This is a genomic window from Mediterranea massiliensis, from assembly GCF_900128475.1.
In the GTDB taxonomy this organism is placed as follows: Bacteria; Bacteroidota; Bacteroidia; order Bacteroidales; family Bacteroidaceae; genus Bacteroides; species Bacteroides massiliensis_E.
Genome location: NZ_LT635839.1, coordinates 644,033 through 657,086, shown reverse-complemented (window position 1 = coordinate 657,086; position 13,054 = coordinate 644,033). Strand labels below are relative to the sequence as shown.

At 37.2% G+C, this 13,054-nt stretch carries 6 protein-coding genes; all 6 read right to left on the bottom strand.

Translation table 11 applies throughout. From position 1 onward, the window contains the following. Positions 1-4 precede the first annotated feature (4 nt). The 6 genes from BQ7483_RS16275 to BQ7483_RS16250 all read right to left on the bottom strand — a co-directional run bounded on the left by BQ7483_RS16275 (position 5) and on the right by BQ7483_RS16250 (position 13,052). Positions 5-1,048 (bottom strand): DUF5627 domain-containing protein, encoded by a 1,044-nt coding sequence (locus tag BQ7483_RS16275; RefSeq protein ID WP_072546608.1) that lies wholly within the window; start codon positions 1,046-1,048, stop codon positions 5-7. 26 nt (positions 1,049-1,074) lie between these two features. Continuing rightward, positions 1,075-2,868, bottom strand: a complete 1,794-nt coding sequence (locus BQ7483_RS16270; protein ID WP_022019574.1) for a RagB/SusD family nutrient uptake outer membrane protein — start codon at positions 2,866-2,868, stop codon at positions 1,075-1,077. 19 nt (positions 2,869-2,887) lie between these two features. Beyond that, the gene (locus tag BQ7483_RS16265; RefSeq protein WP_072546607.1) at positions 2,888-5,719 is read right to left on the bottom strand and encodes a SusC/RagA family TonB-linked outer membrane protein; all 2,832 of its coding nucleotides are present in this window, start codon (positions 5,717-5,719) and stop codon (positions 2,888-2,890) included. Positions 5,720-5,745: 26 nt separating this feature from the next. Continuing rightward, a complete protein-coding gene (locus BQ7483_RS16260; RefSeq protein WP_072546606.1) occupies positions 5,746-7,710 on the bottom strand; it encodes a RagB/SusD family nutrient uptake outer membrane protein in 1,965 nt (654 codons plus the stop codon). Positions 7,711-7,724: 14 nt separating this feature from the next. Continuing rightward, positions 7,725-10,892 (bottom strand): SusC/RagA family TonB-linked outer membrane protein, encoded by a 3,168-nt coding sequence (locus BQ7483_RS16255; protein ID WP_072546605.1) that lies wholly within the window; start codon positions 10,890-10,892, stop codon positions 7,725-7,727. 726 nt (positions 10,893-11,618) lie between these two features. Beyond that, positions 11,619-13,052, bottom strand: coding sequence for an alpha-L-fucosidase (locus BQ7483_RS16250; RefSeq protein ID WP_072546604.1), 1,434 nt, complete (start codon positions 13,050-13,052; stop codon positions 11,619-11,621). Positions 13,053-13,054: the final 2 nt, after the last annotated feature.

The window sequence follows — 13,054 nt, the reverse complement described above, 5'->3', positions numbered from 1 at the left end:
TTAGTCATTCTACATATTTCGGTGTAAATTCTTCTGGGACAACTCCCCTTCTCTGCCAAACCAAAGTATCTTTAGTAGCAACTTGCTTAACCTTAAAATCAATCTGATAATCCAAATAAAGGCCATCACGATCTTTATTCCCCCATGCAAGTTTTTCAGAATCTTTTAAATATTTACCAGACCCTGTAGCCGTATATTGGCTACTAGCAGATGTTATGGTACATTCTCCTTTTTCATTAAATGTCAACAATAAATCACAAGTCAAATCAGTTGGGGTTCCAGTTTCATCAACATGTTTAATTGCAACTGGGAAAATCACTGAATTCAAAGTTTGAGTCGTAGTCGAACAAATTTCATCCTTCTCCACATTTGGCTGGTGACGAACTACTGTTGTAGTCTTACCATTTTCTGTTATCTTATCGACACCTCTACGTAAATAATACGCATGATAGGGATTAATATATTTCACACAATAAAGAACGTAATCCATCGGTTTTACGTCCCAATATGAAGAATTAGTACGTACAGGGGTATCACCCTCAATGAGAGGTACACCTGACAATATACGATCTGCACCTGTCTGATTCTTAATAACAACAGGTATTACGTATGTATTCTTTAGCGCAGCCGGATCTGCAAAAAAAGCATCAGTCAACTGAACTTCTACACCTCCTTGATGTTTACCATTAAAATAGATTTTATTATCTGCTAATGAGTAATAATTCTCTGGCATCGGAAGTACACTCGAACCATCTTCGAAAAATAAATTATCACACAATGTATTATCTACAGCAATATCCAATTTGATATCACGCCCTTCATAGGCTCCACCCATCGTAGCATATATTTTACATTTATGCTGATTATCCAAACTAGTGTCATAATTATCCTCACCTAGTACAATAGTACGTACAGGATACTGATAAGGGAAGTAGACAGAAACTCCACCTTCATAATCAGGAAAATCAATGCCCCAATTTTTACATGAAAATAGGGTCAGACACACTCCTCCTGTCAACAATATCAATAAATTCTTAAACATTTTCATATCTAATCTAAATTTAATGGATTAATTTACCAACCAGCGTTCTGTTCCAAATTATTATATTTCTGAATTTCACTATATGGGATAGGACCATAATACATATAGTCTTTATATCTACGTTCTTCTGCATCAAAAGGCAAATAGACTAATGAACCAGCTCCTTCTACCTTCTGAATTTCAATTCCTTCTGCTGTTTCATTAAGTTCCTCAAGTCCAACTTTCCAACGACGTAAATCCCAAAAACGGAAATTTTCAAAACAAAGTTCCAAACGACGTTCATTGCGAATCAATTCACGCATTTTATCCTTATTATTTTTGGCTTCTTCCAAATAGGGATCACCATTCATCACACCTACACCAGCTCGTGAACGAATCGCTTTTATTACATCATAAGCAGAATAATTATGTGCCCCTTTACCTAAAGGTCCCCAAGCCTCATTAGCAGCCTCTGCATATGCTAAGAATATTTCTGTATAACGAATAAATGCCGTATAGTGTTTTTGCGTACTTGTTGAATTGGGAGTAAGATTAATATCTGAACGTAACTGCTTGCGCAAATAATACCCTGTTCGAGTAGATTTTCCATTTTCTCCATTCAAACGGTCTAAATTATCTCCGTAAACACCCGTTATAATGACACTATTCTTTACCCCTTGTGTTTCACCATTCACCAATACATAAGTTTTCAATCGAGGGTCACGATTTTCATATGGCTGAGTAGAGTCAAAAGATCCACGAGGATCATCTATAGGGTAACCATTTGCCATCGGGAAAGCATCTACCAAATTTTGGGTTGGATTTACTCTCCCCTTTCCATAAATTGATGGAGGATAATTATCCGCTTCACGAGTGTTATTATCTGAGATACGACCGCGCCATAGAATTTCTTGTGGATTATCACCTGCAGACAAGTTAGCAATCTCATTTACATTTGTGTACCAAGTCCACCCATCCGTATCCATTCCAGAAATACCCCCAATACGATCGAGTACTATAGCTGCATTATCAGCTACATTTTCCCACGTAATTCCAGATCCCTCACTAAATGCAGGACTGGCGGCCATCAATAAAAGTTGAGTTCGAACAGCTTCAATTATACGATTACTAATTCTCCCTTTCATATGTTGACCAAAAGCACGATTATAGCTTTCAACATTAGCACCTTCCTGAATATATTTCTCAGGAATTTCATTAACAGAAGATACATCTCCAAAGTCTAAAGGCAGTAACTCCATTGCTTGATTCATATCAGCTAATACCTGTTCTACGCATTTCTGATAGCTATCACGTGGTTTATTGAAATCTGAACTAGCATCTTCCGCTTCTAAATGCAAAGGCACTCCTAATAGTTCTCCACCGTTAGATTTTCCTGCGTGAGTCTGAAGCAAGAAGAATGTATGTAATGCACGCATAGCATAACACTCTCCTTTATAATGCATATAAAACATTTTATTGGCAGATTCATCTTCCGTCCAAGTAATTTGGTCAATATGCTTCAATACCAAGTTTATATTTTGTATTGCATAATAATGTCTTTTCCATCGTGATAAAGGATCACTATTAGAAGCCCAACTTCCCGTTGCCATTTTAAGATAACTATTATTAATATCGTTTGAAACGGCATCATCAGTTGCTAAATCACTCTGCGGAGCAGTAGTATATGGCAATAAAGCATAAGCTTGCCCTAAAATTCCCTGCGCAAAAGTCGGCTGACTATGCATCATGTTTTCATCATATATATTTTCCAAAGCTGGTTCAAACATATCATCACACGAACTTAGCAAAGGGATACAAAACAGCAATATTATCAGTTTACTTTTCATATTTCTTGTAGTTTTTGATTTAGAAAGTTGCTTTTATACCCAAATTATAAAAACGAGTTTGAGGCGCTGAACCTATATTAGTTTCAAAATGTTCACGTTCCTTCGAAATAGTCAATAAGTTCGCTCCACTCACATAAGCAGAAAGATCTTTAATTAGCTTCCCACGCAGCATTTTCTTAGGGAGATCATATGTCAACTGAATTTTAGCTATATCAAAACGACTCTTATTGCATAACCAAAATGTTGAACTCGTAAAATTATTATTTCCATTACCTGTGGTCAGACGCGGATATGTAGCTGTTGCTGCCGTTTCAGGTGTCCAACGTCCACGCACTACTTTTGAATATTTATCTTCACCAGATATCCAATAATAATTTTGATTATTCTTAAGGAATTGCCCACCTATATATCCAGTGCCCAATACAAACAAGGTGAAGTTCTTATACTTAGCTGTCAAATTAAGTCCCATCGTAAAAGGTGAATTAGATTGCCCCAAAGCAACCTGGTCTTTTGAATCAATCACATTATCATTATTCTGATCTTTATATCTCAAATCACCAGGCTTAGGGAGTCCTCCACCCAAAGTAGTCTGAGAAGGAGCAGAGGCTATTTCATCCTCCGTGTTAAAGAATCCCAAACATTCATACCCCCAGATAGTACTCAGTTCTTTACCTTGGCGATATTGATAAGTATATTCATAATTACTATCGTCTCTACGAGTTGCTTTCGTTACATAATACGTACCATTGATACCTGCTGAGAAATCCACTTCACCCAAACGAGTATTATAATTCAACGAGAAGTCAAATCCCATTCTACGATCATTATTATAATTAATATAAGGAAGAATATTTTGCTCATCTGAATAATCAAAATAACTTGGGAATAGATTAGAAGATTGTATGATACTTCCTTCAAGGGAATTAATGAAAAAAGAAGCATCAGCTGTCAATGTACGATTCCACAAAGAAGTTCGAATATTTGTAGAGAATTCCTTTCGTTTAATAAATGTCAGATCCTCATTACTTCCTCGTAAAGCATAACTCAACTTCATGCTACCACCATCATACCATCCCCAACTAGAGCCAGCTAAATTATAACCTCCTTTATACATATAATAATCAATACCTATATCTGTATTCAGAATACTACCACTTGCACTAATCATCAACTCATCTACAGCAGAACCTTTCAAGAAGTCTTCTTCTGCCAGATTCCATCCAATAGTCAATGATGGAGAAAAAGCATTACGATGTCCCTCTGCCAAACGAGCTGAATGGATCAAAGAACCACCAAACTCTGCATAATATTTATGTTGGTAATTATATGACGCTTGGATACCAAGATTTGCATTACAAGTTCGGTGATATTCCCCCGAAAATGTCTGCTGGAAACCGCTAACTAATAACATTGCATCCAGTTGATGCCCTCCATCAAATACTCGATTATAATCAAAATGTGCATTTAAGGACACAGTTCGGTCCGATACACTACCACTAATATTCTGTTTCCCAGAATTTTCATCATTAGTAGCACTCTTTTCTATACCAATAATCATATCCTGGCCATTGTAATTTCCCCAAGTAGGAATAAAAGTTGCATATTTTCGATCGTACTTCGTATTATAGGAAGTGGCATAATCCATCGAGAATTGTGTATGAAATGATAAGCCATTTAGCACTTTTCCTAAATCAATGTTTACACCCGCATCAAATTGAAGATTACGTTTCGTAGAACTACTCTTACCAGCAGCATAATAATCGGCAAAAACATTTGTCAAATCCTGCTGGGTTCCTGCCAAGAAATATTTTCCATCAATAATATTATTGGAAGTCTTTAACAATTCCCATACAGCTGTAGCATTAGGATCAATCATACTAAGCGGAATCAAAGGAGATATACGGTTAGGGCGGAATGTCGATGCCAACTCCCAATAATTTCCTCCGACGGTACCTTTTGAATTAGCAAAAGAAACGTTAGAATTAACATAAGCCGAAACAAACTCATTGATATTCACATCAACATTACCACGCACACTAAACCGATCATTCCGATTATATTTACCTTGGCCAAAATTCATTTGACTGCCATTATTAAAATAACTAATGTTCGCATAAAAGCGAGCACGTTCACTTCCAGCCATAAGTTCTGCCGTAACATCCGACCGATTATAAGCTTTCTGGATGTAATCCGACGAATAGAAATCAACATTCGGATAACGATAAGGATTTATCCCCGTACTCGAATAATAAATCTCATCAGCACCATACTTTGGTTCTAATCCATCATTCTGAAGAGCTTCATTATAAAGCGTCATATATTCAGCAGAACCTAAATATTCTGGATAAGCTTTAGCCACATTCCAACCAGTATTAGCACGTACATCAATCTTCAATGAAGAAACCTTACCACGCTTGGTTGTTACAAGAATAGCACCTTCAGCAGCACGACTACCATAAAGTACCACGGCTTGAGCTCCCTTTAAAAAAGTAATACTTTCGATTTCATCAGGCTTCACAGAACTCAAATCACGTGGCGCACCATCAACCAAAGCTAAATAGTCATTTAACCCCCAAAGAAGGCTATTATGCCAACCACCTACAAATGCCTGCATATTGTCCAATGTACCAGTATAATAATTCTTCTTCATCAAATCTTCTACATTAACAACCGATACACCTCCCAATCGATCTTTAGATGCTATTTTACGATAAGCAATTTGCACTTCTTTATTATCAGGAATCACCAATGAATCTCCTATCAACTCATTGCTACTTTGAGCTCCTATTGGATTCCATGCAGATACCAACAACAAAGATAATGAAAGAAGTTTTTTATGTATATGTTTCATTTCTGTTCACTTTTATAGTTAATACATTACCAGCCAGGATTTTGTGGGAATTCCGGATACAAATACACATCATCATTAGGAAGAGGAAGCCAGTAATGCTTTACTCCATATACACGTTTAAGAATTACTTCTTCCCTCCAATTGGCAACACGAGCATTACGAGGATCATTATTTTCAAAGAAATCATCATCCTCTAAACGATCAAATTCTTGAGATGTTTTAATATTATAAGGGTACTCTGTCAAAAGTAGCCATCGTTGCAAATCGTTAAAACGAAAACCTTCGAATGATAATTCTACAGCCCTTTCACGACGAACTTCATCCATAAATTTATGCGGATCACTTACATAAGACGCAGCAACATGGCCCGCTCCACAACGATCTCGAATAACATTAATAGCCTCTTCAGCTGTTTTGCTAAAATTACTAGCTTTATAGGAGGCACCGCTGATAGCAGCACCAGCTTCTGCATACATTAGATAAATATCAGCTAAACGCATATAGGAAGCATTCGTTTGAAAGGCTTGAGCATCCGTATAAGCCAAATCATGTTTATTTGCTGTATGAGGCACTAATTTATGAATAAAATAACCTGTACGACTTCCAAGCACAACATCCCTCATCTTTCCATTTGTACTCAATGTACAATATCTGAAATCATAATCCGGATTATCCTCTGTCAAATTCTTATTTAAGTATTTAAAACCATCAAACATAAAATCATGATAAAAACGAGGATCCCGTCCCTTAAAAGGATGTTCTTTATCAAAACCTGAATTAGGATCATCCAATGGAAGTCCATTAGCCATACCATAATAATTCACATAATTAGCAGTAGGCATTTTTATGTTATTACCTCTGACACCTAAACCATTCATTTTAGGACCATATTGAGTTACAAATCCCCATAAACTTGTATTATTTGAGCTCAACAATCCTCTAAAAATGGCTTCAGTAGCACCTGGCATTTTCCAATTCTGCTTAAGAGTATAAAAGACATCCGTATAACAATTTGCCGCAGACTTAGATTTCTCATGATCATAAATATTATCATATTTAAATTCAGCCAGCGCATACTGGGTTTGACCACTTTCGACCAATGTCAACAATTCCCCAAATGCTTCAGCAGCTTTCTTAGCATAATCCTTATTATAATCGTAAGTCTTTGCTCCTCCAAGTTGGGCTCCATGTTCCATCAAAGGACTCGCAGCCCATAAATAGACCCTACCAAGATAACCCAAAGCCATAATCTTATTTATACGAAGGTCATTCTTTCCCAAAGTATTTTTTCCAACCTCTGTGTCATCCCAATTAATTGGCAATAAATCGGCCGCACGACGAAAATCAGCAGCGCATCGATCTGCACACTCTTGATACGACAAACGAGGTAATTTCAATTCTTCAGAAGGACCAAATGTTCTATCGACATAGGGTAAACCACCTACCCATTGTATCATTTCTTCATGCCACCAAGCACGAAAGAAATATAATTGACCTTCAATCAAATCCCGTTCTTCTTGAGTTGCATCCACCAACTTGTCCAGATTCTCCAACCCTAGGTTTGCCTTACGTATACAATACCAAGCATTTTGCCACAAGGCCTGCAAACGTACCTTATTATGTCCGTCAAGTCGTGTCGGATCCGATTTTGAGTTATAAAGCCAAGTTTGATTATCATTCAACCACTGCCGGAAATTACCCAAATCAAATTGATTCGTAATTTTACTATCACCCCAACTGACATTTTGAATCTCATCTTCACCGAAATTATGATCTGCAGTACCTCCTCCTGCTTTCTGCTTATCAGGTATAGCATTATACATTTCTTCAATATATCCTTGGAAATTGAAGAAATTCTTAAAAGCGTCATCACTTGAGACTATAGCATCTACCTCCCTGTCCAAATATGCCGTACACCCACTGAAAACAATGGAAGAACAGGCGAACGAAAACACATATAATGATCTAGTTAATAATCTTTTTATCTCCATAATTACATTTTTAATTATAATGAAAATTTCACGCCCAGATTTACACGTTTCATAATAGGATAAGCTCCAGAACTTGTACTTGCACCTGTGAAATTACCTTCACGATCATCAGGCATACGTGACCACATCCACAAATTATTACCGCTAATGAAAAGTCGTAAATTGGAAACACCAATCTGACGGGTCCAATTATTTTTAAATGTATAAGAAACTTCCACGTTTTTCAAACGTATAAAAGAAGCATCATATACATACTGGGTCCCATTGTAAGCAGCTACCGGCTTAGTCAACCAACGGGGAGTTACAAAATCTGCAGAGTTTCCAGCCTCAGCCCACCAAGTACCTGTATCAAACACTACATTATAACGATTATTGAAACAATTCAATTGTACAGCTCGACTTACATTGTTCACACCATAAAATTGAGCAAAACAACTGAAGCCTTTCCATTCAAAGCCAATAGTCGTATTATAAGTATTTTGTGGAGTAGTAGGATGTCCATACGGTGCCTGATCATCCTGATTTATCACTCCATCACCATTGAAATCTATAATGTAATAATCACCTGGAATACGACTTTCATTATTAGAATCATGCTTAGGACTTCCATATAATTCATCATATGAACCAATAAATCCATCATCCAAATAATAACGTCCTTGCCCCATAGGATAACCTGCAGCTTGACGATAACTCGGTAAAAGAGGCATATCATCTTTTACAATTACCTTATTTTCGGCATGTGTCATGCTCATATTAGCCCACAAACGCATTCCATTCTCCAATTTCTTGTTAAAACGTAATTCCAACTCATAACCTTTGGTATTTACTTTACCCTTATTAATTGTGGCTGGCGTTGCTCCAAAATAGGAAGGGACAGCTCGACTAGAACCATTAATCAAGATATCCGAACGCTTATCACGGAACACTTCAATACTACCAGCGAACAAACCATCCAACAATGCATAATCAATACCTAAATTTAGTTTTCTTACTTTTTCCCAATGAACATCGTCATTTCCTATAACCGATTCCCTATACCAGCTATAAGGGCTCTTACCACCTCTCTTTGTTGGATCCATATAAGCCTGCCAACTGCTATTATATGCCCACTGATCTTGAAAAAGCCATCTGCCACTAATATTATCATCACCAATTTCACCGTAAGATACCCTTATTTTCATCATATCCAAGATCTTCTTCTCTCTTAAAAAAGCCATAAATGGTTCTTCACTAATCATCCAACCAATAGCGCCAGAGTTAAAAAAGGCAAAACGATTGTCCTTGCTGAATTTCTCTGAACCATTATAAGCACCATTGTATTCAATAAAATACCGCCCAGCCCAATCATAGGTTGTACGGAAAGCCCAATCTTCACGGAAATGAGGAATCTCACTACCCTGAGCTACCTCCTGACGACTAAACAGCCCCATAGCTGTCACACTATGTTTCCCGAAATCGCGCGCCCAATTCAATTGTAACTGATAATTCAGGCTACGCCGAGTTGCGCCATTATTTACAGAACCACTCTCAACAACCCAGTCCCAAATAGGATACATATCAAATTGATTATTAGTTTCAAATGGGAATTGATAAGTGACATTTCCTGTATCTGGATCTATATATTTTCTCCGTTGGTTGGATCCATTATTAGATTGAGGCTCACTAATTCCTCTATCATCTTCCTGAAACGTATTATCCCAAGCTATCATTCCCCTAAAGCTCAATCCCTTAGTAATAAAATCCAATTTTTGTTCCAACACAAAATCAGTCGTAATTCTAGTTGTTGTATGCTGAGCAGCTCCACCTGTAGCTATCAAATCCACCGAATTATACATATTAATATCAGATGGATAATAACCTAAAGATCCGTCACTATAAACAGGAAGAAAAACATCCGGTGGTGTGGTATATACACCAGCCCAAGCTCCAGCTTGTTTACTTGCCGATCCACTAGTGGCACTACTATAATAATAAGGACGCTCAGTTTGCCCACTTGACCCTGCCAAACTTACTTTAAAGACTGTGGTTTTAGTTATATTAAAGTCTAGATTGGTACGCATATTAATACGATCATAACCAAACCCATTATCATAACCACGTCCTGTTTTAAATTCACGATACAAGTCTCCTTCATGTACATAGTCCATTGACGCGAAATATTTTACAACTTTCGTGCCACCACTAATATTAACATTAGCGTTATAGGACATAGCAAAGTCTTTGAAAAGTACATCCTTCCAATCCACATTCGGATAACGTTCTCGTTGTTCTACAGTTGTTTGATTTCTAAAATTATCTATAAACGATTGTGGACGAATATCATTCCATGAGTCAGGATTCAGATTCAATTCATGTTCAATAATCATATTACGTGCCATATAAGCGTCATAAGAATCCAATTTGTCTGGAAGACGAGAAGGTGTCTTCATAACAGCGTTAGCCGACACATTTATTTTTGCTTTGCCTTCCGCACCTCTCTTTGTAGTTATCAAAATTACACCGTTAGCACCTTTTACACCATAAACAGCTGTTGCGGAGGCGTCCTTTAATACAGACAAAGTCTCAACAGAAGCCATGTCTACACTACTCATCGGACGTTCCACCCCATCAACCAAGACTAAAGGATCACTATTATTCCATGAACTAGCACCACGAATCGTTATCTTAGGTTCTTCACCACCCGGCATACCGTTATCTGAAGTTGTAATAACACCCGGCAAATTACCAGTTAAGGCAGCACCTATATCTGTAATACCTGCAGCACGCTCCAATACCTGTCCAGTAGTCTGAGTAATAGCACCTACTACACTTGCCTTCTTCTGCTGCCCATAACCAACAACAATCACTTCATCCAATTGCTGCGAATCATCCTCCAATACCACACGAAGTAACTTTTTCGAATTAGCTTTAACTTCCTGTGATTTCATTCCAATAAAAGACACAACCAATGTTGCATTCTCATTCGGAACAGACAAGGTGAAATTTCCATTAAGATCTGAAATTGTCCCCACCGCTGTATTCCCTTTCAATACGACAGAGGCCCCAATTACACTCTCGCCATTGGAATCCAAAATAATTCCTTTTACTTGCAGCCTTTGTGCCTGTAATTCCAGTCCTAACATTAACATTAACAAAAGCAGGCAAGGAATCTTTAAAATTTTTGATTTACATTCTTCCATTACATTTTTTTTAAACATTTTCATAACTAGATTTTAAGAAAACTTAGTCTACTGCAAAATGTCATTGCCTTTTACAGTCACATTAGCCCAGCTATTAGCCACTTCTTGAGTCTTTCATGATACAATAAATTAAGTTAAATATCCATTAATACTACATTTAAAACATTTCCAAAGGCATAACGCAAATAAAGCATTTTAATAAAAAAACACTTTTAAAATTTGCTTCAAATTTTATAGAAAATATTTCATTCTCAATCTATCATCAATAGATTACTACTTTACCAGCCCATAACACACTAATAATATTACATTTACATATTCACATAAATTATTAACCATTTATGTACAAGCAATCAACAGAACTTAACCGTTCCATTGGTCAATGTACTATTTGGAGTTTTATGACACATGCTACCGTGAATATACATCAAAAAACAAAAAGTTATCAACCGTTAATAAGAATCAAGGCATCAATATTTTGTATTTTAGCCATATTTTAATTGCTTAATTGGTGAATTTACTCCACATTAACTGCCTAACTTACTTTCGTGAGAACCCTAAAGATACAAAGAAGCCCAATCGGCAATTACCTGTATATAATTAATCGAATCCTTATATAATCTATAGAATATCATAATAACAGATAACGACCTTGTTCTATATCCTGATTATGAAATCTCACCAGACAAATAAATTAGTTCACTCAAAGACTATCATCAGCAGCAATCATTTCTCATCCACTATCTCAAAAAATTTCTCTGAGTTTAAAGACAAACTTATTTCAGGCAGTTTTTCATCCAGCTCCAAACGAATAACGGTAGCAACGTTATCAGGCATTTCCTTTGGCAACAAGATTTCTAACGAATTATTTCGCATATTTACTGGCAATGGAGTTTCGTCAACTAACAAGGTAGCATGTTTTGCCACGAAATTACCTTCCAAACACAATTTTCCATCAGATGGCCACTCAAACACACATAAGTATAATACAGAATTCTTAGCATTATCTTTCCGGGTACATTCTCCCCATGAAGGATGGAGATTACTCCGTTGCGTTCCATAAATAGCTTCACCATTTCTGCCCAACCAGTCGCCTAATTCATCCAAACAATGCCGGGCTTGGGTAGGAACGCTCCCCATAGCATCAGGTCCAACATTAAGCAAATAATTACCTCCACGTGCCGCAATCGTTATCAGGTTACGGATTATCTCTCGTGAAGATTTCCAGTTCTTCTCCCAGCTCTTATATCCCCATGAACTTCCGATATTCATACATGTTTCCCAATATACCCCATCAACATCTTTTGCAGCAGGTACACGCCCCTCAGGCGTCTTATAATCCCCTGGAAAATTAGGACGTTTTAACCGATCATTCACAATTATATGCGGATATTTAGCTAATTCATCCATAATATCCTGAGCTTGTTTATCAGTAATACGTTGTGGGGTATCAAAGAAAATGACCCCTAAATCCTTCCCATAGCGAGAAAGTAACTCACGAATTTGTGGTAACGCGACACGGTAAAAGTAATCCTCAAATGAAACAGAATATTGCAAACAATCCCATGCACCACCATGAACACGCGTATATTCATCAATTTCCACAGAATCAGGATTATCCCATCCTTCATTCATCCGTTTACGGGCTGTACTTCCACCCGCATTACACCAATCCTGAGATTGCGAATAATAAAAACCTATTTTCATTTGATAACGGCGACAAGCCTGCACAACTTCATCTACAATATCTCGATGAAAAGGGGTATAATCCACAATATTGAAAGGACTTGCTTCACTCTGAAACATAGCAAAACCATCATGGTGTTTAGTTGTGAAAACAATATATTTCATACCAGCGTTACGTGCCATCAAAACCAAACTGTCGGCATTAAAATGAACAGGATTAAATGTCGTAGCCTTAGCACGATATTCACGTACAGGAATTTTACATCGATTCATGATCCATTCAGCCCCTCCACGACGTTGTTTGTATCCATTATAGACACCGCCATACAAGCAATATGGTCCCCAATGAACAAACAACCCCAACTTTGCATCCTGCCACCAACTCATTTTCTCTTTTGCTGGCAACGGACTTTGGGCCACACACTCCATTACTACTAATACACATGAATAAATGAGAATTAGAAATCGTTTCATTG